Source organism: Arthrobacter subterraneus (assembly GCF_900099735.1).
Taxonomy (GTDB): domain Bacteria; phylum Actinomycetota; class Actinomycetes; order Actinomycetales; family Micrococcaceae; genus Arthrobacter_D; species Arthrobacter_D subterraneus.
Genome location: NZ_FNDT01000004.1, coordinates 12,088 through 36,748, shown reverse-complemented (window position 1 = coordinate 36,748; position 24,661 = coordinate 12,088). Strand labels below are relative to the sequence as shown.

General features: G+C 67.5%; 25 protein-coding genes. 20 read left to right on the top strand and 5 right to left on the bottom strand.

Translation table 11 applies throughout. The features are described from left to right. Positions 1–60 precede the first annotated feature (60 nt). The 5 genes from hisB (at position 61) to BLS52_RS06360 (ending at position 4,376) form a co-directional block, all read left to right on the top strand. A complete protein-coding gene (gene hisB / locus BLS52_RS06380) occupies positions 61–678 on the top strand; it encodes an imidazoleglycerol-phosphate dehydratase HisB (protein ID WP_090585274.1) in 618 nt (205 codons plus the stop codon). Beyond that, entirely contained in the window at positions 675–1,313 is a 639-nt protein-coding gene (gene hisH / locus BLS52_RS06375; RefSeq protein ID WP_090585272.1) for an imidazole glycerol phosphate synthase subunit HisH, read from the top strand. The genes hisB and hisH overlap by 4 nt, the downstream gene beginning before the upstream one ends. A gap of 70 nt (positions 1,314–1,383) precedes the next feature. Beyond that, on the top strand, positions 1,384–2,136 hold the full coding sequence (gene priA / locus BLS52_RS06370) for a bifunctional 1-(5-phosphoribosyl)-5-((5-phosphoribosylamino)methylideneamino)imidazole-4-carboxamide isomerase/phosphoribosylanthranilate isomerase PriA (protein WP_090585270.1): 753 nt from the start codon (positions 1,384–1,386) through the stop codon (positions 2,134–2,136). Positions 2,137–2,138: 2 nt separating this feature from the next. Further along, positions 2,139–3,032: an SseB family protein gene (locus tag BLS52_RS06365; RefSeq protein ID WP_090585268.1), complete on the top strand. Its 894-nt coding sequence runs from the start codon at positions 2,139–2,141 to the stop codon at positions 3,030–3,032. Positions 3,033–3,071: 39 nt separating this feature from the next. Continuing rightward, positions 3,072–4,376 (top strand): MFS transporter, encoded by a 1,305-nt coding sequence (locus BLS52_RS06360; RefSeq protein WP_090585267.1) that lies wholly within the window; start codon positions 3,072–3,074, stop codon positions 4,374–4,376. Between the two features lie 10 nt (positions 4,377–4,386). Here BLS52_RS06360 and BLS52_RS06355 read toward each other — a convergent pair whose 3' ends face one another. Further along, on the bottom strand, positions 4,387–4,797 hold the full coding sequence (locus tag BLS52_RS06355; RefSeq protein WP_026545491.1) for a DUF1844 domain-containing protein: 411 nt from the start codon (positions 4,795–4,797) through the stop codon (positions 4,387–4,389). A gap of 323 nt (positions 4,798–5,120) precedes the next feature. Here BLS52_RS06355 and infC point away from each other — a divergent pair, with 323 nt between their 5' ends. The 4 genes from infC to BLS52_RS06335 all read left to right on the top strand — a co-directional run bounded on the left by infC (position 5,121) and on the right by BLS52_RS06335 (position 7,928). After that, complete coding sequence (infC, locus tag BLS52_RS06350) at positions 5,121–6,194, top strand: translation initiation factor IF-3 (RefSeq protein WP_245702728.1); 1,074 nt, start codon at positions 5,121–5,123, stop codon at positions 6,192–6,194. A gap of 111 nt (positions 6,195–6,305) precedes the next feature. Beyond that, positions 6,306–6,500 carry a 50S ribosomal protein L35 gene (gene rpmI, locus BLS52_RS06345; protein ID WP_026545492.1) on the top strand — a complete coding sequence of 65 codons (195 nt, stop codon included), beginning with the start codon at positions 6,306–6,308 and terminating at the stop codon, positions 6,498–6,500. Between the two features lie 90 nt (positions 6,501–6,590). Beyond that, a complete protein-coding gene (rplT, locus tag BLS52_RS06340) occupies positions 6,591–6,974 on the top strand; it encodes a 50S ribosomal protein L20 (RefSeq protein WP_026545493.1) in 384 nt (127 codons plus the stop codon). A 42-nt stretch (positions 6,975–7,016) separates the two neighbouring features. Then, entirely contained in the window at positions 7,017–7,928 is a 912-nt protein-coding gene (locus BLS52_RS06335) for a TrmH family RNA methyltransferase (protein WP_090585265.1), read from the top strand. Between the two features lie 17 nt (positions 7,929–7,945). On the opposite strand, the gene BLS52_RS06330 is transcribed toward BLS52_RS06335, so the two are convergent. After that, on the bottom strand, positions 7,946–9,220 hold the full coding sequence (locus BLS52_RS06330) for an MFS transporter (protein WP_090585263.1): 1,275 nt from the start codon (positions 9,218–9,220) through the stop codon (positions 7,946–7,948). A gap of 142 nt (positions 9,221–9,362) precedes the next feature. Here BLS52_RS06330 and BLS52_RS06325 point away from each other — a divergent pair, with 142 nt between their 5' ends. Both BLS52_RS06325 and BLS52_RS06320 read left to right on the top strand, forming a co-directional pair. Next, positions 9,363–11,030, top strand: a complete 1,668-nt coding sequence (locus BLS52_RS06325; protein WP_245702727.1) for an FG-GAP-like repeat-containing protein — start codon at positions 9,363–9,365, stop codon at positions 11,028–11,030. 31 nt (positions 11,031–11,061) lie between these two features. Next, a complete protein-coding gene (locus BLS52_RS06320) occupies positions 11,062–11,523 on the top strand; it encodes a (deoxy)nucleoside triphosphate pyrophosphohydrolase (protein ID WP_090585259.1) in 462 nt (153 codons plus the stop codon). On the opposite strand, the gene BLS52_RS06315 is transcribed toward BLS52_RS06320, so the two are convergent. After that, a complete protein-coding gene (locus BLS52_RS06315) occupies positions 11,520–12,572 on the bottom strand; it encodes an Rv2578c family radical SAM protein (protein WP_090585257.1) in 1,053 nt (350 codons plus the stop codon). The genes BLS52_RS06320 and BLS52_RS06315 overlap by 4 nt on opposite strands. A gap of 62 nt (positions 12,573–12,634) precedes the next feature. On the opposite strand from BLS52_RS06315, the gene pcp reads away from it, so the two are divergent. Next, positions 12,635–13,276 (top strand): pyroglutamyl-peptidase I, encoded by a 642-nt coding sequence (gene pcp / locus BLS52_RS06310; protein WP_090585255.1) that lies wholly within the window; start codon positions 12,635–12,637, stop codon positions 13,274–13,276. Here the strand turns inward: pcp and BLS52_RS06305 are convergent. Next, positions 13,212–13,745, bottom strand: coding sequence for an eCIS core domain-containing protein (locus BLS52_RS06305; protein WP_139186228.1), 534 nt, complete (start codon positions 13,743–13,745; stop codon positions 13,212–13,214). The genes pcp and BLS52_RS06305 overlap by 65 nt on opposite strands. A gap of 121 nt (positions 13,746–13,866) precedes the next feature. Here BLS52_RS06305 and pheS point away from each other — a divergent pair, with 121 nt between their 5' ends. Both pheS and pheT read left to right on the top strand, forming a co-directional pair. Then, positions 13,867–14,967 (top strand): phenylalanine--tRNA ligase subunit alpha, encoded by a 1,101-nt coding sequence (pheS, locus tag BLS52_RS06300; protein ID WP_090585253.1) that lies wholly within the window; start codon positions 13,867–13,869, stop codon positions 14,965–14,967. 2 nt (positions 14,968–14,969) lie between these two features. Beyond that, a complete protein-coding gene (gene pheT, locus BLS52_RS06295; RefSeq protein WP_090585251.1) occupies positions 14,970–17,507 on the top strand; it encodes a phenylalanine--tRNA ligase subunit beta in 2,538 nt (845 codons plus the stop codon). A gap of 95 nt (positions 17,508–17,602) precedes the next feature. Here pheT and BLS52_RS06290 read toward each other — a convergent pair whose 3' ends face one another. Then, entirely contained in the window at positions 17,603–18,568 is a 966-nt protein-coding gene (locus BLS52_RS06290) for a quinone oxidoreductase family protein (protein WP_090585249.1), read from the bottom strand. Between the two features lie 131 nt (positions 18,569–18,699). Between BLS52_RS06290 and argC the strand changes: the two genes are divergently transcribed. Genes argC through BLS52_RS06260 form a run of 6 tightly spaced genes read left to right on the top strand, consistent with a single transcriptional unit; the run spans position 18,700 to position 24,642 of the window. Next, on the top strand, positions 18,700–19,731 hold the full coding sequence (gene argC, locus BLS52_RS06285) for an N-acetyl-gamma-glutamyl-phosphate reductase (RefSeq protein WP_090585247.1): 1,032 nt from the start codon (positions 18,700–18,702) through the stop codon (positions 19,729–19,731). Next, positions 19,728–20,897 (top strand): bifunctional glutamate N-acetyltransferase/amino-acid acetyltransferase ArgJ, encoded by a 1,170-nt coding sequence (gene argJ / locus BLS52_RS06280; RefSeq protein WP_090585244.1) that lies wholly within the window; start codon positions 19,728–19,730, stop codon positions 20,895–20,897. Before argC ends, argJ begins: the two co-directional genes overlap by 4 nt. 34 nt (positions 20,898–20,931) lie before the next feature. Then, positions 20,932–21,843 (top strand): acetylglutamate kinase, encoded by a 912-nt coding sequence (argB, locus tag BLS52_RS06275; protein WP_090585242.1) that lies wholly within the window; start codon positions 20,932–20,934, stop codon positions 21,841–21,843. Further along, complete coding sequence (locus tag BLS52_RS06270) at positions 21,840–23,144, top strand: acetylornithine transaminase (RefSeq protein ID WP_090585240.1); 1,305 nt, start codon at positions 21,840–21,842, stop codon at positions 23,142–23,144. The genes argB and BLS52_RS06270 overlap by 4 nt, the downstream gene beginning before the upstream one ends. Further along, positions 23,141–24,088: an ornithine carbamoyltransferase gene (argF, locus tag BLS52_RS06265; RefSeq protein WP_090585238.1), complete on the top strand. Its 948-nt coding sequence runs from the start codon at positions 23,141–23,143 to the stop codon at positions 24,086–24,088. The genes BLS52_RS06270 and argF overlap by 4 nt, the downstream gene beginning before the upstream one ends. Next, complete coding sequence (locus BLS52_RS06260) at positions 24,085–24,642, top strand: arginine repressor (protein WP_084033755.1); 558 nt, start codon at positions 24,085–24,087, stop codon at positions 24,640–24,642. Before argF ends, BLS52_RS06260 begins: the two co-directional genes overlap by 4 nt. Positions 24,643–24,661 lie beyond the last annotated feature (19 nt).

Genomic DNA, 24,661 nt, shown 5'->3' with positions numbered 1-24,661 from the left:
CGGATGCATGTACGGGCGTTTCGCCCGCCTGTCGCTGTTACAACTGTTAGGACTCTCCCCATGACCGCGGAAGCCACTGCCCGACGCGCTGCGCGACGTGAGCGAACCACGAGTGAATCGTCAGTTTTCGTCGAACTCGACCTCGACGGCACCGGGCGCTCCGAGATCAGCACGTCCGTACCCTTCTATGACCACATGTTGACGGCGCTGGCCAAGCACTCGCTGATCGACCTCACGGTCCGGGCCACCGGAGACACCCACATCGATGTCCACCACACCGTGGAAGATGTCGCAATCACGCTCGGTGAGGTGCTGCGGGAGGCCCTCGGCGACAAAGCGGGTATCCGCCGGTTCGGTGAAGCGACAGTGCCGCTTGATGAGGCTCTGGCGAACGCCGTCGTCGACATTTCGGGCCGTCCGTACCTGGTTCACGCCGGTGAGCCTGCAGGCCAGGAATACCACCTGATCGGCGGGCACTTCACGGGTTCCCTCACCCGGCACGTCTTTGAGGCCATCACCCTTCACGCCCAGATCTGCCTGCACATGAAAGTCCTGGGCGGCAGGGATCCCCACCACATTGTCGAGGCGCAGTTCAAGGCGTTCGCACGCGCCCTCCGCGCCGCGGTGGAACCGGACCCTCGCGTGACCGGCATCCCATCGACCAAGGGCGCACTGTGAACGCCCCCCGGGTCACGGTTCTCGACTATGGATCGGGGAACATCCGGTCAGCGGTGCGCGCGCTTGAGCACGTAGGCGCCGAAGTCACCCTGAGCGCCGCTGCCGACGATGTACTCAACGCTGACGGCCTCGTGGTCCCCGGCGTCGGTGCCTTCGCCGCCGTCATGCAGGGCCTGAAGGACGTGGATGCACTCCGTATGATCGGACGCCGGGTTGCCGGTGGACGTCCGGTCCTGGGGATCTGTGTCGGGCTCCAGGTCCTGTTCGAGGAGGGCGTGGAACACGGCGTCCGCACTCAGGGCATGGGTGAGTGGCCCGGCACGGTCGAGAGGCTCAAAGCCGACGTGGTGCCGCACATGGGCTGGAACACGGTTGACCCGCCGGAGGGATCGGTGCTTTTTGAAGGCATTGCCGACGAGCGTTTTTACTTTGTGCATTCATACGGGGTGCAGGAGTGGAACTTCGACGTGACCCAGCCGGCCATGCGTCCGCCGCTGGTCACCTGGTCCACGCACGGCGGCCCCTTCATCGCCGCGGTCGAAAACGGCCCGCTCTCCGCCACCCAGTTCCACCCCGAAAAGTCCGGCGACGCCGGAGCCCAACTGCTCCGCAACTGGATCAGCAGCCTTCGCTGAGCCCCAACACGCTGCTGACACTGCCAGCCGTCCACCTGCGGCGGCGCGAAACCCTGAACAAAGGAAGTGCATGAGCCCCTTCACTGAATCGCCCATCCTTGAACTGCTCCCTGCCGTGGACGTCGCCGACGGGCAGGCAGTCCGGCTGGTCCAGGGCGCTGCCGGGAGCGAGACAAGCTACGGCGACCCGCTGGATGCAGCACTGCAGTGGCAGAATGACGGCGCTGAATGGGTCCATCTGGTGGACCTCGACGCCGCCTTCGGACGCGGATCCAACAGCGACCTGCTGGCCAGGGTGGTCAAGGAGCTCGACATCAAGGTGGAGCTCTCCGGCGGCATCCGCGACGATGCCTCACTGGACCGCGCACTTGAGCTCGGTGCGGAGCGCGTCAACCTCGGTACCGCGGCGCTGGAGAACCCGGTGTGGACGGCCAGCGCCATTGCGCGCTACGGGGACGCCATCGCCGTCGGCCTTGACGTCCGTGGCACCACGCTGGCAGCCCGCGGCTGGACCGAGGAGGGCGGCGACCTCTGGGAGGTTCTTGCACGCCTGGACGAGGCCGGCTGTGCCCGGTACGTCGTCACCGATGTGACGAAGGACGGGACCCTGCGCGGGCCGAACCTGCAGCTCCTGCGGGACGTCCTGGAAAAGACCGCGCGTCCCGTCGTGGCGTCAGGGGGCATCTCCAGCCTTGAGGACCTCGCCGCCCTGCGCCAGCTCGTTCCCGACGGACTGGAAGGCGCCATTGTGGGCAAGGCGCTCTACGCGGGTGCCTTCACGCTTCCCCAGGCGCTGGATGTTGCAGGACATCCGGAACGCTAGGCATGCCCGAGCGTAGGCTCCCCGCCCATATCGAGGCGGCGCTCAACGGGACGGCGCCGCTCCAGGGCAATGTCGCCGACTCCGCCGGCCGCCCCTGGCAGGGCAGGGACCTCTCCGGCGACGGCAATCCGCTGCACACGTTCGACAAGGACGACGGCGCGGTGCCTGCGCCGTACGCGGCCGCGCTCGAGGCGTTGCTCAACGGTGCCGACGGTGAAGCGGCGGTCGTGCGCGCGCTGGCCGGGGTCCGGGTCTTTGTGCCCGTCATCGCCCAACTCGGTGATGAGGAGCAGGCCGGCGCGCAGGCGCATTCCCCGCATTCCCAAGGGGAAAGGCACGCCGAGGGGGACAAGGAGGCCGACATGGCCCTTGTCACCATCAAGGCCCCGGACGGACGCAGCGCCCTGCCCGTCTTCACATCCACCGCGGGGCTGGAGCGGTGGCATTCCGATGCGCGGCCCGTTGCGGTGTTTGCCGCCCGGGCGGCACTGGCCGCAGCTGCAGAGAACGCGGAACTCATGGTCGTCGATCCCGGCGGGGAAGCGACCTTCGTGGTCCGCCGTCCGGCGCTCTGGGCGCTAGCACAGCAAAAGGAGTGGACGCCGTCGTACGCGGATCCGGAACTGGCACAGCTTGTCGGCGGGGCAGTCCCTGAAGACGGCCGTATCCGCAGGGTGGAGCTGACCCCCGGCAGCGGCGTTCCAAGCCGCACGGCTGCCGGTAAAGTAATCGGAGGCGGTGGCCCCGGCCCGGAATTGTGCCTGACGCTCGTGCTGGAGGCAGGCCTCGCGCAGGAAGACGTCCGCTCATTGACTCGCGAACTCCAGGACCGTCTCCAGAATCTGCAGGACTTTGTCGAGCGGGTGGACTCGCTCGAAATCCGGCTCACCCGCTGATCCTTTCCGCGGCCGAGCCCGCGTGAAAGATGATGAACGTTGAACTTTGCTGTCTACCGGGAACTCCTGAGGATTGTCCCTGTCCGCCGTCTTCTGCTGGTGGGCATGATCGCGCGTTTCCCGCACTCCGCCGCAGGGGTGCTGCTGACCCTGCACGTTGTCCAGACGCTTGACCGGGGCTACGCCGAGGCCGGAGCCGTGGCGGCTGTGATGACCATCGGAATCGCCGTCGGCGCCCCCTGGCGTGGCCGGCGCGTGGACCTGGCCGGGCTGAGGGTCGCGCTGATCCCGTCAGTGATCGCAGAGGCCGTGATCTGGTCGGTGGCACCCCACCTGACCTACGAATGGCTGCTCCTCGCTGCCCTCGTCGGCGGGGTCTTCACCCTTCCCGTGTTTTCAGTGGTCCGCCAGTCACTCGGCGTCCTCGTCAGCGGTGACTCTCGGCGTACCGCTTTTACCCTCGACGCCGTCGCAACCGAAGTGATCTTCATGGGCGGGCCGGCGCTGGGAGCCGTACTGGCCACCCAGGTCTCGACCGTGCTGGGCCTGACCGTCGTCGGGCTTTCCACCGCCGTGGCCGGGCTGTTCCTCATGTGGTTCAACCCGCCTACGCGAAGCGCCCAGCCGGGAGCCGTTGCCGCTGCGCCGACGGCGGCGCAGGATGATGCCGCAGCTGTCGAGGTGATGGTTGCGGCCGCGCCGGCGCATGTGTGGGAGGCATCGGCCGAGCTGGTGCCCGGAGCCCGGCCGGCACGGGCTACCCGTGCCCGGGCGCGGGTGGCGCACAGCTTCGCGTGGCTCACCCTGCCGGTGGCAGTGGTGCTGGTAGTCGCTGCGGGCGCGGGAATGGTTCTTGCTGGCACCGACGTCGGGATCATCGCCGTGCTCGAGGACGACGGCCGCGCCTTCGAGCTCGGGTGGGTCTTCCTCGCCTGGTGTTCGGCTTCCGTGGTGGGCGGCCTGGTCTACGGCGCGATGCACCGGCCCATCTCGCCGCTGGTTCTGCTCCTGCTGATGAGCGTGCTCACCATCCCCATGGGCTTCGCCGACAGCACTTTCGTGCTGGCCTTGCTGTCCATCGCGCCGGGTCTGCTCTGCGCCCCCGTCCTCTCCGCCGCCTCGGAGAGGATTGCGCACCTCGTTGCGGAGGAACGCAGGGGAGAGGCCATGGGCTGGTACGGCTCGGCGCTGACCTCCGGCGTGGCGCTCGGAGCGCCGGCGGCCGGCCTGATGATCGATTCGGTGGGACCGTGGGGCGGTTTCGTTGCGGTGGGAGCAGCTACCGCCGCCCTGAGCCTGCTGGGCCTGGGAGCGCAGCAGGCACGACGACGGCGCTCCCTGTAACGCTGGGCCGCTAGTTGACCGGTCCGGTGAACTTCTCGCCGGGCCCCTGGCCCGGTGCATCCGGGATGAGCGAGGCCTCGCGGAAGGCGAGCTGCAGCGACCGCAGCCCGTCGCGCAGGGGGCCGGCGTGCTGGCTGCCGATCTCCGGAGCGGCCGCAGTGATGAATCCCGCCAGCGCTGTGATCAGCTTCCGGGCCTCGTCGAGGTCCTTGTACGTCTCGGCGTCGGTTCCTTCGGCGAGGCCGCACTTGACGGCTGCAGCGCTCATCAGGTGGACTGCCGACGTCGTAATGACCTCCACGGCCGGAACCTCGGCGATGTCTCGAACGTGATCCGACGCGGCGCCGGAGGCTGCGCGAGTCTCCTCCGCCGACTCGAAGGTGTGGCGGGTGGCATCGGAATTACTGTCTGCTGTGCTCATGCTGGTAAGCTTGTCACAGACCGATTGGGGGTCGTTATTTTTTGTGGCCTGGAACGGCATGAAAAAGATCACCAATATGCAAGCGGAGTCCTCTCCCACCCGCGATTGCCGCCGTTGCCCCCGAGGCAACTACAGGCAGCCGGGTTCAGGTCGGTGCTCGGGCAGCCCCTGGAGGGTTTGCCGCGGACGCACTGATATCCGAGGCCTTCGATTGCGCATGCAGTTGGGGGCCTTCTCCTTTGTATGTGGTCACAGTTTTCGACGGACATCAGGAGCAGCACATTAGCGAGCCAAGAATCAATGATCGTATCCGCGTCCCAGAGGTGCGGTTGGTAGGGCCTGCGGGTGAACAGGTTGGAATCGTCCGCATTGAAGACGCCCTCCGACTCGCCGCTGAGTCCGACCTTGATCTTGTTGAGGTTGCACCGCAGGCGAAGCCCCCGGTAGCCAAGCTCATGGATTTTGGTAAGTACAAGTACGAGGCGGCGGTGAAGGCGCGTGAGGCGCGCAAGAACCAGACCAACACCGTGCTGAAGGAAATTCGTTTCCGGCTGAAGATCGATACCCACGACTACGAGACCAAGCGCGGCCACGCCATCCGCTTCCTCGGAGCGGGAGACAAGGTCAAGGCGATGATCCAGTTCCGCGGCCGCGAGCAGCAGCGCCCCGAGATGGGAATCCGTCTCCTGCAGCGCTTCGCTGAAGATGTGGCCGAGGTCGGGGTTGTCGAATCGACGCCGCGGATCGACGGCCGAAACATGGTCATGGTGATCGGACCGGTCAAGAACAAGGCGGAGGCGAAGGCCGAGGCGCGCCGCGCTGCACAGCGTGCCGAGTCGAAGGCCTCCAACCAGTCCCCGAAGGACAAGGTGGACACCTCTTCCTCCGCGCCGATGACCCAGAGCATCGGGGACCTGTTGCCCGAGGAGGTTCGTTCAGCCGGCAGCGCATCCGCGCCGGGGGCTGAGGCTCCCTCCGTGGAAACGCCGGTTACCGAGGCGCCTGCCGCTGCGAAGGAAGAAGCTGCTCCGAAGGCTGCTGCTCCGAAGGAAGAAGCTGCTCCCAAGGCTGCTGCTCCGAAGGAAGAAGCTGCTCCGAAGGCTGCTGCTCCGAAGGAAGAAGCTGCTCCCAAGGCCGCTGCGCCGAAGGCTGCGGCGCCCAAGGAAGAAGCTGCTCCCAAGGCCGCTGCGCCGAAGGCTGCCGCGCCCAAGGAAGCCGCTGCACCCAAGCCCGCGGCAGCTGCACCGAAGCCCGCCTCGGCTGCCCCTGCAAAGCCGACGGCAACTCCGAAGCCCGCAACGCCGAAGCCAAGGCCCGCCGCTGCACCCAAACCAACCGGAAAGGCAGCCCCAGCCAAGGGCTCGCCGAACCGTCCGAAGCCCTCGGGTTCCAACTAGGAGCCGGCTGCCGTCCAGGCAGCGAGGCAACACGTAAGCACCGCAGTCCGCTGCGGATACCGCAAGAGCCGCCGGCAAAGTGCCGGCGGAAACCAAAGGAGATCGGTTTCCATGCCGAAGATGAAGACCCACAGTGGCGCCAAGAAGCGCTTCAAGCTGACCGGCAGCGGCAAGCTCAAGCGCCAGCAGGCCAACCGCCGCCACTACCTGGAGCACAAGCCCTCCACGCTGACGCGCCGTCTGGCCAGTGACCAGATCGTGTCCAAGGCTGACACCAAGGTCATCAAGAAGATGCTCGGCGTCTAACAAGCACACCCACCACTTCCGGGCACCCTGAATACGGCACTCACGCCGCAGGGATGGAACGCCCGGACGATCAATCGAAGGAGTACGCACGTGGCACGTGTGAAGCGGGCGGTCAATGCCCACAAAAAGCGTCGGGTTATTCTTGAGCGCGCCAAAGGCTACCGCGGTCAGCGTTCGCGCCTGTACCGCAAGGCAAAGGAGCAGCTGCTCCACTCGTTCGTCTACAGCTACGGCGACCGCCGCAAGCGCAAGGGCGATTTCCGCCGTCTCTGGATCCAGCGCATCAACGCTGCATCCCGCGCCAACGGCCTGACCTACAACCGCCTGATCCAAGGCCTGAAGGCCGCCGGCGTTGAGGTGGACCGCCGTATGCTGGCCGACCTCGCCGTGACTGACGCCAACGCGTTCGCGGCTCTGGTGCAGATCGCCAAGGATTCGCTGCCGGCTGACACCTCGGCACCGGTGCGGGCCTAACCTGCACACCCAGCCGGCTCCTGCGAACCGGTTGATTAATTCATGAATGCTTCCGAACGCCCCCAGGCGCCGCTACTGACAAATCCCCGAGCCGATCGGGTGAGGGAAGTAGCGAAGCTTGCGGGGCGTTCGGCGCGTTTAAGGCAGAAGCGATTTCTTGCCGAGGGCCCGCAGGCGGTGAGGGAGGCTCTGCGTCTCCACCAGACGCGGCGCACGGCGGGTGAGGCCGCCGTCGTCGACGAGGTGTACCTGACGGCCGAAACCCTGGAGCGTTATCCGGAGTTCGGTTCTGTAGTGCCGCCGCGCATGGTGACCCCGGAAGTCCTCGCGGAGATGAGCTCGACCGTCACGCCGCAGGGGGCTGTGGCCGTGTGCCGGTTCATTGATTCCCCGCTAACGGTGGTTCTTCAGCGGCGTCCCCGGCTGATCGCCGTCCTCGTGGAGGTACGGGATCCGGGAAACGCGGGAACCATCCTGCGTGCTGCTGACTCGGCAGGCGCCGACGCCGTGGTCCTCACCAGTGGAAGCGTGGACATCTACAATCCCAAGGCAGTGCGTTCCACCGTCGGTTCCCTCTTTCACCTGCCCGTCGTCGTCGGCATCGACCCCGGCACGCTGCTCAGGGAGCTGTCGGATCGTGCGGTCACCCTGCTCGCTGCCGACGGGTACGGAACGTGGAACCTGGACCGACTCCAGGACGCCAGCGCCGCCCGGCGCCTCGCCCCGTCAATCGGCAGCACGGACAGCCCCGATGCGGGCGGCCCATTCCTGGAAGCTCCCACCGCGTGGCTCTTCGGAAACGAGGCGCAGGGGCTGGGCCAGGACGTGCTGCAGGCGGCCGACTACAGGGTCTCGGTGCCAATCTACGGAAGCGCCGAGAGCCTGAACGTGGGAACGGCAGCGACGGTCTGCCTGTACGCGTCCGCCCGCGCCCAGCGCCTCGAAGGACGCTAGCTCAGCTGGCCGGAGGGTCAGCGGGCTGCGGGGACCGGAACCGGGTCCACGGACGGCCGGTTCCGGTCCATCCGGCCGCTGAGCAGCGCCACGCCGAGACCGAAAGCCGCCAGGACGGCACCCACCAGCGCAGGGGCCGTGTAACCCCAGCCGAAGGCGATCACGGCACCGCCCAGGAAGGCGCCCAGCGCATTGGCCGTGTTGAGCGCCGCATGATTCATGGAGGACGCGAGTGACGGCGCATCGGGGGAGACGTCCATCAGGCGTACCTGCAGTGAGGGAATCAACGATGATCCGATCGCGCCGACGAGGAAGACGAAAAGCAGCGCCGTGGGCGCCCACTGCACGGCGAAGGCGAAAACCAGCAAACACACCGAGATGCTGCCCATCACCCAGTAGATGGTTCCCAGTACCGAGATATCCGCCAGACGCCCGCCCACGATGTTGCCTGCCACCATGCCCAGCCCATAGAGCGCGACGACGACCGGGAGCAGGTTCTCGGAGACACCGGCTACCTCTGTCATGGTCGGCGCAATGTAGGTGTACACCGCGAAGAAGCCGCCGAAACCCACAGTGCCGATGAGCAGCGTCATCCAGACCTGCCCGCGCTTCAGGGCGCCGAGCTCGCCGGTGATGCTCGCGCCGTCACGCACGTCCTGGTGGGGCACAAAGCGCGTGATCATCCCAAGCGTCAGGATTCCGATGAGGCCCACGAGGAGAAACATTGTCCGCCAGCCGAACTGCTGCCCGAGCCAGGTGGCAAACGGCACGCCGACCACGTTGGCCACGCTCAACCCCATCATCACCATCGCCACCGCACGTGCACGTCTGGTCGGCGCGGACAGGGAAGCCGCGATCACCGCTGCGACCCCGAAAAAGGCGCCATGGGGAAGCCCGGAGATGAAGCGGGAAAGCAGGAGCCAGCCGTAGTCGGTGGCGATGTAGGACGAGAGGTTCCCCAGCGTGAACAGCAGCATCAGCGCCAGCGCGACCCGTTTGTGCGGCAACCGTGCGCCGAGCGTTGACAGCAGCGGGGCGCCGACCACCACACCGAGGGCGTAGGCGGAGATGACGTGCCCGCCGGCGGGGATGTCAACGCCCAGATCAGCCACCATGAACGGCAGCAGGCCCATGATGGCGAACTCCGTGGTGCCGATTCCGAACCCTCCGACGGCCAGCGCGAGGATGGCCAGGACAAGGTTGGCGGTTGATTTCTGGGCAGGCAGTGCTGGCACGGGGCTCGTTTCGACGACGGAAAGCGCCTGGCCGGCGCCGGTATCTTGGCCGCGCATCGTTGAGCAGGGATTGGATGACCTGGGTATCTGACCAGTTTACGGGTCCGAGACCGGATCGATGCCAAAACGATCCCAAGCCGCACCCTTTGCAGGGCATTCATCGGCTCTAAGATTGGACCGGCACGAGGAGCGCGGAGCCATGCATGAGACATCCCCACAGTCGTTGAATATCTCCGGATTGTTCCGGGAACCATCGAGGGTACGGCACGATTGGATGTCCCCCGCGCCGCCGTCCTTCCTCCGCCGGGCCGCCGCTGTCTGCCTGCTGTCGGTGAGCCTCATCCTGGGGATGCTGGGCGGCACCCTGCCCGCTGCCCACGCGGCACCCCTGTTCGGCCACGACATCTCGTGGCCGCAATGCCCGACGGCGCAGGGCGGCTTCGGGCTGCCGCTACCTCCGCCGGAATCCCGGTTCGTGATCATCGGGCTGACCCGCGGTCTTGCCTTCACCGAGAATCCCTGCCTCGCTGACCAGGCAGCCTGGGCGCGCACCAACGGCAAGCCGGCGCATGGCTACGCGATGGGAACCTATCCGACGGCGGCGCAGCTCGCCACCTACGGCGGCCAGGGACCCTGGTCCTCCACCACGCACGCAGGCAGGCTTTCCAACGTCGGCTACTCCGAGGCCCGCTTCGCCATCCAGAGCATGAGCCGGATCGGCTTCCGTCCGCCGGTGGTGTGGATCGACGTCGAACCCCGCCCGGCCCAGCCCTGGCCGTCTGCCACCGTGGCCCAACGCCTGGACAACCGGTACGTCATTGAGGGTCTGATGCGCGGACTCCGGGACGCAGGCTTCTCCTACGGGTTCTACTCCTACGCGGCCGGCTGGCAGGAGATCGTTGGTCCCTGGCGGTTGACCGGTGTTCCCGTCTGGGCAACCGCGGGGCGGCTGGATTATCCGACCGAGGCGCTGGACCGGTGTTTCCCGCCCAGTTTCTCCGCCGGGCGGGTCTACATCTCGCAGTGGTATGACGACGTGCGGGACTACGACCGCACGTGCGAACCGTACGCCTTCACACCGCTGCCGATCCCCGCATCGACGCTGAGCGGTTCAACCGCCGAATTCAACGGTGACTGGCGCAACGACATCCTGGCGCGCGTCGGCTCGACCGGCGCGCTGCGGCTGTATGCGGGCAACGGTGCCGGCGGATTGAACCCGGGAGTCCAGATCGGCAACGGCTGGGGCATCTTCAACGCCCTGGAGACCCTCGGGGACTTCAACGGTGACGGTCCGTCCGACGTGATTGCCCGGGACGGCGCCGGTGTGCTCTGGCTGTACCGGGGCAACGGAACCGGCGGCTGGCTGTCACCACTCCGCGTCGGTCACGGCTGGAGCGGTTTCACCAGCATCGTCGCTCCGGGGGACTTCAACGGTGATGAGCGGGTGGACCTGCTCGCGCGGGATGCCGCAGGGGTTCTGTGGCTGTACCGGGGTAACGGTTCGGGCGGCTGGCTGCCGAGGCTCCGGGTGGGGAGCGGTTGGAACGCGTTCAGCCGTATCGTTGCTCCGGGTGACCTCAATGGTGACCGCACGAGCGACGTTCTTGCCCGGGACGCCGCAGGAATCCTGTGGGTGTACCCGGGCAACGGTACGGGCGGCTGGCTGCCGAGGGTCCGTGCCGGACACGGCTGGAACTCCATGACGGCTATCGTCGGCGCGGGGGACCTCAATGGCGACCGGATCCCCGATATCGCCGCGCGGGACACCGGCGGCGCACTGTGGCTTTATCCCGGCAACGGCCGCTCGGGCTGGCTCCCGCGTTCACCGCTCGGCACCGGCTGGAACGGCATCAATGCGATCTTCTGACCAGGCGCTGCGCGGCACCTAGACTGGCGGGATGACCGATACCCAGCGCAAACAGATTGTCGGCGCCGCCATTGTGGATTCCCTCGCCGCACCCGCCAGGCTGCTCGCTGCCCGGCGCACCGCTCCCGAACAGTTCGCGGGGCAATGGGAGTTTCCTGGCGGCAAGGTGGAGCCCGACGAGGACGACATCGAGGCGCTCCAGCGTGAAGTTCGCGAGGAACTGGGCGTGGACGTGCAGGTAGGCGCTGAGCTTGAGGGGCCGGACCCGGAGGGCTGGCCGCTCAATGATTCTGCCGTCATGCGGGTCTGGCTGGCCGTCATCACCGCGGGCGTGCCTGCCGCGCTGCAGGATCATGATGAACTTCGCTGGGTGGATCTCAAGGACACCGGCGAGCTGACGGAGCTGCCCTGGATTCCCGCGGACCGCCCGATCGTGGATGCGCTGCTCGAGATGATCGTCCCGGTCGGGGACCTCTCCGAGGCGAGGGACTAAAAGAGTGTGGGCTCGGTGACCGCTTCCGGAACGGTCCGCTGATCCGGGCGTGCGGTTCCGGGAGCGCCCGCATCCTCCCTGAAGAAGCGTGCGCCTGCGGACAACCCATGACGACGCCGGTGCACCCGCACACGCTCCGACAGCCACGCGCGGTACTCGGACGAGGCGTACGTGCCGCCGCGATAGAGACGCCGGTAGCGGCCAATGAGCGTGGGGTGCGTCTTCGCGAGCCACTCCAGGTACCACTCACGGGCACCGGGCCGCAGGTGCAGCGCTCCGGCGGACACGCCCGTTGCCCCGGCGGCGGCGAGAGCACCGAAAAGCGCATCCAGCGCTTCATCACTGTCAGTCAGCCACGGCAGGATGGGCATTGCCATCACCCCGCAGGGCAACCCGGCGTTCCGCAACCGCGTAATGAGGTCCACGCGTGCACGGGGAGTCGGTGTGCCGGGTTCCACCGCGTGTGCCAGATCCGGGTCCAGGACGGCAAGCGAGATGCCCATGCCGACACTGACCTGCGTGCCTGCCCGCTTGAGCAGCGGAATGTCCCGGCTGAGAAGCGTTCCCTTGGTGAGGATGGAAAACGGTGTTCCGCTGTCAGCCAGTGCGCGGATGATGTCCGGCATCAGCCGGTACCTGCCCTCGGCCCGCTGGTACGGGTCGGTGTTGGTGCCCATGGCCACGTGTTCCCTGGCCCAGGACGCCTTGGACACTTCACGCCCGAGTACGTCACCGACGTTGGTCTTCACGACCACCTGCGAATCGAAGTCCAGCCCGGTGTCGAGGTTCAGGTAGCTGTGCGTCTTCCGGGCGAAGCAGTACACGCACGCGTGTGAGCATCCCCGGTACGGATTCACCGTCCAGGAGAACGGCATCCCGGAGGTTTTCGGAACCCGGTTGAGCGCCGACTTGGCCAGTACCTCGTGGAATGTGATCCCCGCGAAGTCGGGTGTTTGGACGGACCGCACCAGCCCGGCAAGGGGTACCAGCGGCTCCGGTTCACTCAGGGTGCGTGCCGTCGTCGTCATCTTTTGTCCGTCCCACCGCATGTATTTATTAGAACATGTGTTCCCATTCACTGTCCGTGACGGCGCACCGCTAATCTGGGGGAATGATTCTGCTCACCGGGTTCGAGCCTTTCGGCGGCGAAACCGTCAATCCATCGTGGGAGGCGGCGCAGCTGGCCGCAGCCCGGCTGACGGCTGACGGGGAACCGGCGGCAGCCGTCCAGCTGCCCTGCGTCTTCGGCGACAGCCTGCAGGTCCTGGCCGAGGCGGTCCGCGCCCACAATCCTTCCCTGGTGCTCTGCGTCGGCCAGGCAGGCGGACGCCCGGCGATCTCGCTGGAGCGGGTCGCGATCAACGTTGACGATGCCCGCATTCCGGACAACGCCGGGAACCAGCCCGTCGATGAACCGGTGCGCGCCGGCGGGCCCGCCGCGTACTTCAGCACCCTTCCGCTCAAACGGAGCCTCCAGGCGCTCGCCGACGCGGGCCTGCCGGCTGCCGTCTCCCAGACCGCCGGGACCTACGTGTGCAATCACGTGTTCTACGGGCTGATGGACCTGTTGGCGCGCGCCGGCTCTGCGGCCCGCGGCGGGTTCATCCACGTGCCCTTCTCGACTCCGCAGGCTGAGGCCCACCAGGCGCCCGGGCTGCCGGTCGGGGAGATGGCCGCGGCGCTGGTGATCATTGCCCGGGCAAGCGCGGTGGCCGGGGCTGACGCCCGGGTGCCGGCCGGTGCGGAACACTAATGCGGCGCGGAACACTAACGCGTCGCAGGACCCTGCGCCGTAGCACCCGGCGGAGCGCCGGCCGCACCGGGCGTTCGGTGTAGCCGCCCGCCTGCAGCCCGGCGGCACGCTCGAAGGGATTCCGTGAAGCGGGGTCGCCCGTGAGGAGCCAGGACAACCCGGCGAAGAAGAAATAGGCGGGGAAGAACGGCACGCCGAAACACAGGGCGTACTGGGCGCTGTGCCGTGCCTCGTGCGCCACCAGGCTGGGTCGCCGGGCAACCTCGGCATGCCCCGCACGGAACAGCACAACGTTACCCACCGTGAACGCGGAAGCCTTCGGAAGACCGGGGGAGTAGCCGTGTGCAAAGAGAAGGCCGCGGGGCGCCGGCCGGATCTCACAGCCCGCCAGCTTCGCGAGTGCCAGCCCGAGCAGCGTTGACCCGTTCACCCAGTTGAGTGCGGAGCGCAGTCGGTCGCGGCTGTTCATGGCGCCAGTCTATGAGTAATACCGGCCCGCGGTCCCTTAGACTTACAGGGCCGCCGGAAACCTGTTGCACCACCGCTGCCGGCACCCACTGCGCTCACGACACCAAGGTAAAAGCACACTCATGTCTGAACCCACCAAGCCCTCGGATGCCCCAGAGGCTTATCCGGCTGTGTCCACTCCCGCTGTTGCCCCGGATCCCCTGGACGCCGAAGCGATCGCTGCCGCCGTTGACCGCGCCATGAGCGACATCGCGGCCGCCGCCGACCTCGACCAGCTCAAGTCGGTGCGCCTCGCCCACACGGGTGAGAAGTCGCCGATGAGCCTCGCGAACCGGCTGATCGGGTCGCTGGCGAAGGACCAGAAGGCAGCTGCGGGGAAGAACATCGGCCCCGCCCGCGGGCGCATCAACCAGGCGCTCGCCGCCCGCACCACGGAGCTCGAGGCTGAGCGCGACGCCCGCATCCTCGTCGAGGAGGCCGTCGACGTCACGGCGGCTCCGCGCCGTCGTCGTGCCGGCGCACGGCACCCGCTCTCAATCCTGCAGGAGCGCGTGAGCGACATCTTCGTCGGCATGGGCTGGGAGATTGCGGAGGGGCCCGAGGTCGAGTCCGAGTGGTTCAACTTCGACGCACTGAACTTCAAGCCGGACCACCCGGCACGCGAAATGCAGGACACCTTCTTCATCGAGCCGCCCGAGGCTCACCTGCTCATGAGGACCCACACCTCGCCGGTGCAGGTTCGCGCCATGCTGGAGCGGGAGGTCCCGATCTACGTCCTGTGCCCCGGAAAGGTTTTCCGCACCGACGAGCTGGACGCCACCCACACCCCCGTGTTCCACCAGTTCGAGGGCCTGGCCATCGACAAGGGCCTGAGCATGGCCGACCTGCGCGGGACCCTTGAGCACTTCGCCCGGCTCATGTTCGGCGACGACGCCGGCATCCGCCTCCGCCCGAACTACTTCCCCTTCACAGAGCCCTCCGCGGAGCTTGATATCTGGCACCCCGGCGCCAAGGGCGGCCCGCAGTGGATCGAGTGGGGAGGCTGCGGCATGGTGCACCCCAATGTGCTGCGCGCCGCCGGCATCGACCCCGAGGTGTACTCGGGATTCGCCTTCGGCATGGGCATTGAGCGCACGCTCATGTTCCGCAACGAGGTCTCGGATATGCGGGACATGATCGAGGGCGACGTACGTTTCAGCGAGCACTTCGGGATGGAGATCTGACCATGCGAATTCCACTGTCCTGGCTGCGTGAGTACGCCCAGGTTCCTGCCGAATCGACGGCCGAAGACGTCATGGCCGAACTCGTGAAGGTGGGCCTGGAGGAAGAGGCCGTCCACCGTCCCACCGACGCACTCTCCGGGCCCATCGTCGTCGGCCAGGTTCTCTCCATCGAGAAGGAACCGCAGAGCAACGGCAAGACCATCAACTGGTGCCAGGTCCGCGTGGTCCCCGAAGGCGCTGAGCAGACCCTCACCGCTGACGGCATCGACCCCTCGGGCGTTCAGGGAATTGTGTGCGGTGCGCACAACTTCGCCGAGGGGGACAAGGTGGTGGTCACCCTTCCGGGAGCTGTGCTTCCAGGAGACTTCCGCATCGCGGCCCGCAAGACCTATGGCCATGTTTCCGCCGGCATGATCGCCTCCGTCCGTGAGCTCGGTATCGGAGACGACCACGACGGGATCCTGGTGCTGTCCACCCTGGGCCTGGATCCCGAGGTGGGTTCCGATGCCATGGAGCTGCTCGGTCTCTATGATCAGGCCGCCGAGATCAACGTGACTCCCGACCGCAGCTACTGCTTCTCCATTCGCGGGATCGCGCGCGAGTATGCCCACGCCACCGGTTCCGCATTCACCGACCCGGCTGCCGCCGTCGTCGTTGATTCCGCAGACGGCGCAGGCTACCCGGTGCGACTGGAGGATCAGGCGCCTATCTACGGAAATGACGGCTGCGACCGTTTCGTGGCGCGCGTGGTGCGCGGCGTGGATGCCACGCGGCCGACGCCGCAGTGGATGGTGTCCCGGCTGCGGCTGGCCGGAATCCGTTCGATCTCCCTGCCGGTGGACATCTCCAACTACGTCATGCTTGAGCTCGGGCAGCCCACGCACTGCTATGACGTCGCCAAGCTGACCGGAGACATCGTGGTGCGCCGGGCGAACCCCGGCGAGCTGATCGTGACTCTCGATGACCGCAAGCGCAAGCTGCATCCCGAAGACCTCCTGATCACCGACGGCTCCGGTGCCATAGGCATTGCGGGCGTGATGGGCGGCGCCGCCACCGAGGTCTCGGATGCCACCACGGATGTCCTGGTGGAATCGGCGCACTTCGACGAGGTATCCATCGCACGGGCCCGCCGCCGCCACAAGCTGCCCTCCGAGGCGTCCAAGCGCTTTGAGCGCGGCGTTGACTGGCATGTGGCGGACGTCGCGGCGCAGCGGGTGGTTGACCTGCTGGTGAAGCTCGCCGGCGGCACGGCCGATGCCTCGGCCACCGACGTCGGTGCGGCGCCGGAACCGGTCCTGATCGAGCTGCCCGCCGGCTACGCCTCCGAGCGCATCGGCATTGACTTCGAGCCCGAGCAGGTTGAAGGTGCACTTACGGACCTTGGTGCCGAGGTGATGAAGTACGACGGCGGTTGGCGGGTCACAGCGCCAAGCTGGCGTCAGGACCTCACCATCAAGGACGACCTCGCCGAGGAAATCGCGCGGCTGGTCGGCTACGACCAGATTCCGTCGCGCCTTCCGGTGGCGCCTCCCGGCCGTGGCCTGACCCGCACCCAGCAGCAGCGGCGCCGTGTTCTCGCCGCGCTCGCGGACTCCGGCCTCACCGAGGTGCTGTCCTACCCCTTCGTGTCGCAGGACGCCAATGACACGTTCGGCGCGGCCGAAGGAACCGGGCCAGCTGTGAAGCTGGCCAATCCGCTGAGCGCCGAGTTCAGCTACCTGCGGCGGTCAATCCTCCCGGGCCTGATCGAGGTGGCCAAGCGCAACTCCTCCCGTGGTTTCCGGGACCTGGCACTCTTCGAGGCCGGGCTGGTCTTCCTCCCGCAGGAGAGACTCGGCACCGAATCTATCCCGCCGCTCGGCGCGCTGCCTGACGAGGAGACGCTGGAGAACCTGTATGGCGGGCTGCCCCTGCAGCCGCTGACCATCGCTGCGGTGTTCCTCGGCAAGGACTCACCGGCGGCCGCCGGCCACACCCCGCGCGCCTGGGACTGGGCGGATGCGCTGGACACCATCCGTCTCATGGCGGACGTGGTCGGTGTGGACCTCGTGGTTGACCAGGGTGAGCACCGGGCGTTCCACCCCGGCCGTACGGCCCGCGTCAGCCTGCGCAGCGGCGAGGTGCTCGGTTATGCGGGCGAACTGCATCCTAAACTCCTCGCGGCCCAGGACCTCCCGCCGCGCACCGTCGCACTGGAAATCAACGCCGACCTGCTGTTCGAGGCCGCACCCGATGTGATCGTGGCACGGCACCTGTCAACATTCCCGGCCACCACCCAGGACGTTGCCCTCGTGGTGGACGCCGCACTGCCCGCGGACACGGTCCTCGCGACCCTGCGCGAGGGCGCCGGCGAGCTGCTCGAAGAGGTACACCTGTTCGACGTCTACTCCGGGCAGGGGATCGGCGAGGGGAAGAAGTCGCTCGCGTTCGGGCTGCGATTCCGGGCCACCGACCGCACCCTGACAGCCGATGAGGCCAGCGCTGCCCGCGACCAGGCCGTGCACCTGGCGGCCGAACGCCACGGAGCCGTCCAGCGCTGACCCACCCCGCGTTGAGTTGGCAGGACACGCCGTTAAAGGAACCTCAAAAGGGGTGTGTCCTGACAACTCAACGCCGGGCGGAAGGGCCAGGCGCCTCAGGGGACGAGGAGGATCTTCCCGGTGGTCCTGCGTGCCTGAAGGTCCTCATGAGCCTGGGCCGCCTCGCTGAGAGCGTAGCGGGCGCCGATCCGCACCTTCAGGGAACCGTCCGCCACCGCCCCGAACACCTCGCCTGAACGCCAGCGGCGTTCCTCGGCAGACCGCAGGTAGAACGCCAGGCTGGGGCGGGTCACGTACAGGGCGCCGGAGCTGTTCAGCCGCTGCAGGTTGAAATCGGGCACCGGACCGGATGCCGCCCCGAACAGCACCAGCATGCCGCGCACCTTCAGGGACTCCAGCGAGCCGTCGAAGGTCGCCTTGCCGACGCCGTCATAGACCACGTCCACACCGGCCCCGTTGGTCAGTTCCCGCACCCGTTCCGGAAAGCCTTCATAGCGGAGTACGACGTCGGCTCCTGCCTCCCGCGCGAGCGCTTCCTTTTCATCCGTGGAGACGGTGGTGATGACCCGGGCCCCCTTGGCCTTGAGCAGTTGGGTCAGCAGAAGCCCGGTGCCCCCGGCGCCGGCGTGCGTGAGCACCGTCTCGCCGGCCTGGACAGGGTAGGTGGAGTTGACGAGGTAGTGCGCCGTCATACCCTGAAGGGGAACCGCCGCGGCCGTCTCCAGATCCACGCCGTCGGGCACCGGCAGGGCCTTCTCCGCCTCCACGAGGGTGTATTCGGCATAGGAGCGCGCTCCTTCGGCGAAGGCAACGCGGTCCCCCACGGCGAACCCCTCCGCTTTGCTCCCCACTTCAATAACCTCGCCCGCGGCTTCCCCGCCCGGAATGAACGGGTACTCGACCTGGTAGATCCCGGACCGCTGGTAGGTTTCGATGAAGTTCACCCCCACGGCCGCCACCTTCACGAGCAACTGCGTGCCGGTCGGTGTGGGGCGGTCCAGGGTGACGGGTTTCAGGACCTCCGGCCCTCCGGCCTGTTCAGCGGCGATGGCAATGGGCATGGTGTGCGCTCCTTCTCGTTGCGTATGCTCGTATCTCGAACCAACCGGACCTGCAGGATACTCATTCCCGCCCGGCAAATGGATGCATAAATATGTGTCGGTATGAATAGGTTTACTGTACGATGGAACGCATGAGTATTTCCGTGGCGGTATCAGGAGCAAGCGGCTACGCCGGCGGCGAGGTTTTGCGCCTGCTCTCCACCCATCCGGACGTGACCATCGGCGCCATCGCCGCGCACAGCAGCGCCGGCAGCCGGTTGGGCGAGGTCCAACCGCACCTCCACTCGCTGGCCGACCGCATCATTGAGGAAACCAGCACCGACAACCTCACCGGACATGACGTCGTCTTCCTGGCGCTGCCGCACGGGGCCAGCGCCGAGGTGGCTGCGCAACTGCCGGACGATGTGCTGGTCATCGATGCCGGCGCCGACCACCGGCTCGAAGACGCCGATACCTGGCAGCGCTTCTACGGTTCGGCGCATGCCGGAACCTGGCCCTACGGGCTCCCCGAACTTCCCGGCGCCCGCGAGGCGCTGCGCGGCGCACGCCGCATCGCCGTGCCGGGCTGTTACCCCACCAGCGCTCTGTTGGCACTCACCCCCGGATTCACCGCCGGGCTGCTCCAGCCCGACGACGTCGTCATCGTGTCCGCGTCCGGTGCCTCCGGAGCGGGCAAGGCACAGAAAACCCATCTCCTCGGGTCCGAGATGATGGGCGGCATGAGCCCGTACGGAGTGGGCGGCGGGCACCGGCATACCCCGGAGATCGAGCAGGGGCTCGGCTGGGCAGCCGGAACACCGGTCACGGTGTCCTTCACGCCCACGCTCGCTCCCATGGCCCGCGGAATTCTCACGACGGCAACGGCGCGCGTTATTGCGGGCACTACCGCAGCGCAGCTGCGTGAGGCCTGGGAAGCCGCGTACGACGACGAACCCTTCGTCACGCTGCTGCCCGATGGCCAGTGGCCCGCCACCAAATCGGTCCTCGGGTCGAACACGGCGCAGCTCCAGTTGGCCTTCGACGAGCACGCGGGCCGCGTCATCATCAGCTGCGCAATAGACAACCTCACCAAGGGAACCGCAGGCGGAGCGGTCCAGTCCATGAATATCGCCCTCGGTCTCCCGGAGACCACGGGCCTGACCGGATCAGGAGTTGCTCCGTGAGCGTTACCGAACCGAGGGGATTCCGCGCCGCAGGCGTCGCCGCAGGACTGAAGTCGACGGGCGCACGTGATGTCGCCGTCGTCGTCAATGACGGCCCGCACCGCCACGCGGCAGCGGTCTTCACTTCCAACCGGGTGGCAGCCGCCCCGGTTCACTGGTCACGCCAGGTGGTGTCCGACGGGCGGGTGGACGCCGTTGTCCTCAATTCCGGCGGAGCGAATGCCTGCACCGGGCCGCAGGGTTTCCAGAACACGCATCAGACCGCCGAGTTCGCAGCGGAGGCGCTCGGCGTGTCCGCCACGGACGTCTTTGTCTGTTCCACCGGCCTCATCGGGGAGCAGCTGCCGATGGACAAGCTGCTGCCCGGTGTACGCCGCGCCGTGGATCTCCTCTCGGACGGCGGTGGGCGGGCGGCGGCGGAAGCGATCATGACCACCGACTCGGTGTCCAAGACCGCGTCCTATCCGGCCACGCAGGATGATGCGAGCGAGGGCTACACCATCGGAGGCATGGCGAAGGGAGCGGGAATGCTCGCGCCCGGACTCGCGACCATGCTCGTGGTTCTCACCACTGACGCCGTCCTCGACCCTGCCGTGCTCGATACGGCACTGCGCGCCGCCACCCGGGTCACCTTCGACCGCGCGGACTCGGACGGCTGCATGTCCACCAATGACACCGTGGTGCTGCTCGCCTCGGGGGCGAGCGGCGTCCGGCCGGATCCGGTGCAGTTCGCCGAGGCACTCACCGGCGTCTGCGCCTCACTGGCCCACCAGCTCATCGAGGATGCCGAGGGCGCCAGCCACACCATCGCCATCCGGACGTTCAACGCAGCCACCGAGGATGACGCCGAGATGGTGGGACGCGCGGTGGCCCGCTCCAACCTCTTCAAGGCCGCCATCTTCGGCGCCGACCCCAACTGGGGCCGGGTGCTGGCGGCGGTGGGCACTACCAGCGCTGCCTTCGAACCCGACCGCCTCGACGTGGCCATGAACGGCGTGCAGATCTGCCGCGACGGCGGCATCGGGGAGCCCCGCGAACTGGTGGACCTCACAGGCCGGCTCGTCACCGTCGAGATCAACCTCAACGCCGGGTCCGAGGCAGCGACCATCTGGACCAATGACCTCACCCACGAATACGTGCACGAAAATTCGGCCTACTCGAGCTGACGCTCCTGCCCGGAACACCGCGTCGAAGGACACCATGAACACTCTCAACGCCGCGCAGGACAAGGCGGCAACCCTGATCGAGGCGCTGCCCTGGATCCAGCAGTTCGCCGGCACCACCATGGTGATCAAGTACGGCGGCAACGCCATGGTCAATGATGACCTCCGCCGCGCCTTCGCCGAGGACATCGTCTTCCTCCACCACGCCGGAATCCATCCCGTTGTGGTCCACGGCGGCGGTCCGCAGATCAATAGCATGCTTGACCGGCTCGGGATCACATCCGAGTTCAAGGGCGGGCTGCGGGTCACCACCCCGGAGGCGATGGACGTGGTGCGGATGGTCCTCACCGGGCAGGTGGGCAGGGAACTCGTCGGCCTGATCAATTCACACGGTCCGTACGCCGTCGGTCTTTCCGGTGAAGACGGCGCGCTGCTCCGGGCTATCCGGACAGGCACCGTCGTGGACGGCGAGGAAGTGGACCTCGGCCTGGTCGGTGAGGTGGTCGGCGTGAACCCGGCCGCCATCCTTGACATCCTCGAAGCCGGACGCATCCCCGTCATTTCCACGGTCGCCCCCGAGATCGATGACGCCGGCAACGGCACCGGGCAGGTCCTCAACGTCAACGCCGACACCGCCGCCGCCTCGCTTGCCGAGGCGCTCGGAGCATCGAAGCTCGTCATCCTGACCGACGTCGAAGGCCTCTACTCGAACTGGCCCGACCGCACGAGCCTCATCTCCTCGCTGACGGCCACCGAGCTGCGCGGACTCCTGCCCGCCCTCGAATCGGGGATGATCCCGAAGATGACCGCCTGCCTCAAGGCCGTGGACGGGGGAGTGGAGCGTGCCCACATTGTCGACGGGCGGCTGCCGCACTCGATGCTGCTCGAAATCTTCACCACAGCCGGAATAGGCACGCAGGTAGTGCCGGACGAGGACGATGCGGCATGAACGGCAAGGAATCGTCAGTCGAAAGTGCTCCCGCGTCAGCCCTGGTTGACCCGGCGAAGGGCCAGGAGTGGCTGCAGCGGTACGCGGATTCAGTGCTCGGTGTGTTCGGCACCCCGCAGCGGGTCCTGGTGCGCGGCGCCGGCTGCCTGGTCTGGGACGCCGACGGCAAGCAGTACCTCGACCTGCTCGGCGGCATTGCCGTGAACGCGCTGGGCCACGCGCACCCCTTCGTCACCTCGGTGATCTCCTCGCAGCTGGCGACGCTCGGCCATGTCTCGAACTTCTTCACCAGCCCCACCCAGGTTGCGCTCGCCGAAAAGCTGCTGGCACTCTCCGGAGCGCCCGTGGAGTCGAAGGTATTCTTCGCCAACTCCGGCACGGAGGCCGTCGAGGCGGCATTCAAACTGGCCCGCCGGAACAGCGCAGCTGCCCCGGACGGGAAACCCCGCACCCGCATCCTTGCCCTTGAGGGCGGCTTCCACGGCCGCACCATGGGAGCGCTCGCGCTGACCGCGAAGCAGGCCTACCGCGAGCCGTTCGAGCCGCTGCCAGGCGGCGTCGAGCACCTGCCGTTTGACGACCTTCAGGCGCTGGAGGCCGCGCTGGATGAGTCCGTCGCCGCCGTCGTTCTGGAGCCCATCCAGGGTGAGGCGGGTGTCCGTCCGCTCAGTACCGGCTACCTGCAGCGCGCCCGGGAACTGACCCGCGCAGCCGGAGCACTGCTGATCCTGGACGAGGTGCAGACCGGGGTCGGTAGGACGGGGCGCTGGTTTGCCCATCAGTCCAGCGGCATCACCCCCGACGCCATGACCCTCGCCAAGGGACTCGGCGGCGGTTTCCCGATCGGAGCGCTGGTGACCTTCGGGCCCAGGGCCTCCGCGCTGCTCACGGCCGGCCAGCATGGAAGCACCTTCGGCGGCAACCCCGTCGCAACGGCTGCTGCGCTCGCCACGTTGCACGCGCTGGAAGCGGGCGCGGTGCTGCAGAACGCGGACGACGTCGGCAATTTCCTCCGCAGCAGCCTCACCGCTGTGCCCGGAGTGGACGAGGTCCGCGGGGAGGGCCTACTGATCGGCTTCGACCTCGACGGCGACTTCGCAGCCGAAGCCGTCAGGGAAGCGCTCGAGCAGGGCTTCATCATCAACGCGCCGACTCCGCACACCCTCAGGCTCGCGCCGCCGCTGATCCTGACCCGTGCCGAAGCACAGGGGTTTCTCGACGCCTTGCCCGGAATCCTCGACACCGCACGCACCGCCAATGCACGCACACACGCTGCCCAGAGCACGGAGGCCCCCGCATGACCCGCCACTTCCTGGTCGACACGGACCTGAGCCAGTCAGAACAGAACGAGGTCCTCGACCTGGCGCTCCAGCTGAAGAAGGCGCCCTACTCGGACTCCACCTACGCCGGAGAAGGCGCCGGACGCAGGACCGTCGCGGTGATCTTTGACAAGACCTCCACCCGCACCCGCGTGTCCTTCGCCACCGGTATCGCGGACCTGGGCGGGGTGCCGCTCATCATCGGCTCGGGAGAGTCGCAGCTCGGCCACAAGGAATCCATCACCGACACCGCCAGGGTCCTCGAACGGATGGTCTCCACCATCGTCTGGCGCACCTACGCACAGGCAGGCCTGGAAGAAATGGCGGCGGCGTCCTCCGTTCCGGTGATCAACGCGCTGTCCGACGATTACCATCCGTGCCAGCTGCTCGCCGATCTCCTCACCATCCGGGAGCACAAGGGCAAGCTCGCCGGGCTCACCATGGCGTACTTCGGCGACGCTGCCAACAACATGGCCAACTCGTACCTCCTGGCGGGCGTCACCGCGGGGATGCACGTGCGTATCGCCGGTCCGGAAGGCTACCTCCCCGAGCAGCGCATCGTGGACGCCGCGAACAAGCGTGCCGTGGAGACCGGCGGCTCGGTCCTCATCACCACCGACCCCGCGGAGGCAGCCGCCGGTGCCGACGTCGTCGCGACGGACACGTGGGTCTCCATGGGACAGGAAATCGAGGACGAGGCGGCCAAGAGCGCCCGGTTCGAGCTGTTCCGTCCGTACGCGGTGGATGAGGCGCTGCTGGCGCAGGCGGCGGCCGGCGCCGTCGTCCTTCATTGCCTGCCCGCCTACCGCGGCTATGAGATTTCGGCCGGTGTCATCGACGGGCCCCAATCCGTGGTGTGGGATGAGGCGGAAAACCGGCTGCATGCCCAGAAGGCCCTCATGGTGTGGCTCATGGAGCGCTCGTGACCTCACCGTCCGTTCCGGGGCAGGGCGCACCCCAGCCTTCCGTCCTGCCCACCGGCCAGCCCACCACGAAGACCGCACGCCAGGCGCGGATCACGGCACTGCTCACCGCGCAGTCGGTGCGGTCGCAGTCCGAACTGGCTGATCTCCTGGCCGACGACGGGCTGCAGGTCACCCAGGCCACGCTCTCCCGCGACCTGGTGGAACTGGGGGCGGTGCGCGTCCGCGGCAAGGACGGGGCGCTGGTGTACGCGGTGCCCGGCGAGGGCGGCGGGCGCGCTCCACAGAGCGGCGTCACCCAGGAAATTCTCGACAGCAGGCTGTCCCGGCTGTGCGGGGAGCTCCTGGTCACCGCGGAGGCCTCGGGCAACCTGGTGGTGCTCCGGACACCGCCGGGAGCAGCGAACTTCCTGGCCCTGGCAATCGACCATTCGGTCATGCCGTCGGTCCTCGGTACGATCGCCGGTGACGACACCATCCTGCTGGTCACCCGGGATCCGGCCGGCGGCGCGGACGTCGCCGCCCGGTTCCTGCAGTTCGCCCATGAAGCAACCTAGAAAAACAACTTCCACACAA

What these genes read in the sequence shown, in the direction of transcription:
- hisB (WP_090585274.1), top strand. Translation starts at nt 61, where the DNA reads ATGACCGCGGAAGCCACTGCCCGACGCGCTGCGCGACGTGAGCGAACC.
- priA (WP_090585270.1), top strand. Translation starts at nt 1,384, where the DNA reads ATGAGCCCCTTCACTGAATCGCCCATCCTTGAACTGCTCCCTGCCGTG.
- BLS52_RS06365 (WP_090585268.1), top strand. Translation starts at nt 2,139, where the DNA reads ATGCCCGAGCGTAGGCTCCCCGCCCATATCGAGGCGGCGCTCAACGGG.
- BLS52_RS06355 (WP_026545491.1), bottom strand. Translation starts at nt 4,797, where the DNA reads ATGAGCACAGCAGACAGTAATTCCGATGCCACCCGCCACACCTTCGAG.
- rpmI (WP_026545492.1), top strand. Translation starts at nt 6,306, where the DNA reads ATGCCGAAGATGAAGACCCACAGTGGCGCCAAGAAGCGCTTCAAGCTG.
- BLS52_RS06335 (WP_090585265.1), top strand. Translation starts at nt 7,017, where the DNA reads ATGAATGCTTCCGAACGCCCCCAGGCGCCGCTACTGACAAATCCCCGA.
- BLS52_RS06330 (WP_090585263.1), bottom strand. Translation starts at nt 9,220, where the DNA reads ATGCGCGGCCAAGATACCGGCGCCGGCCAGGCGCTTTCCGTCGTCGAA.
- BLS52_RS06325 (WP_245702727.1), top strand. Translation starts at nt 9,363, where the DNA reads ATGCATGAGACATCCCCACAGTCGTTGAATATCTCCGGATTGTTCCGG.
- BLS52_RS06320 (WP_090585259.1), top strand. Translation starts at nt 11,062, where the DNA reads ATGACCGATACCCAGCGCAAACAGATTGTCGGCGCCGCCATTGTGGAT.
- BLS52_RS06315 (WP_090585257.1), bottom strand. Translation starts at nt 12,572, where the DNA reads ATGCGGTGGGACGGACAAAAGATGACGACGACGGCACGCACCCTGAGT.
- pcp (WP_090585255.1), top strand. Translation starts at nt 12,635, where the DNA reads ATGATTCTGCTCACCGGGTTCGAGCCTTTCGGCGGCGAAACCGTCAAT.
- BLS52_RS06305 (WP_139186228.1), bottom strand. Translation starts at nt 13,745, where the DNA reads ATGAACAGCCGCGACCGACTGCGCTCCGCACTCAACTGGGTGAACGGG.
- pheS (WP_090585253.1), top strand. Translation starts at nt 13,867, where the DNA reads ATGTCTGAACCCACCAAGCCCTCGGATGCCCCAGAGGCTTATCCGGCT.
- pheT (WP_090585251.1), top strand. Translation starts at nt 14,970, where the DNA reads ATGCGAATTCCACTGTCCTGGCTGCGTGAGTACGCCCAGGTTCCTGCC.
- BLS52_RS06290 (WP_090585249.1), bottom strand. Translation starts at nt 18,568, where the DNA reads ATGCCCATTGCCATCGCCGCTGAACAGGCCGGAGGGCCGGAGGTCCTG.
- argC (WP_090585247.1), top strand. Translation starts at nt 18,700, where the DNA reads ATGAGTATTTCCGTGGCGGTATCAGGAGCAAGCGGCTACGCCGGCGGC.
- argB (WP_090585242.1), top strand. Translation starts at nt 20,932, where the DNA reads ATGAACACTCTCAACGCCGCGCAGGACAAGGCGGCAACCCTGATCGAG.
- BLS52_RS06270 (WP_090585240.1), top strand. Translation starts at nt 21,840, where the DNA reads ATGAACGGCAAGGAATCGTCAGTCGAAAGTGCTCCCGCGTCAGCCCTG.
- argF (WP_090585238.1), top strand. Translation starts at nt 23,141, where the DNA reads ATGACCCGCCACTTCCTGGTCGACACGGACCTGAGCCAGTCAGAACAG.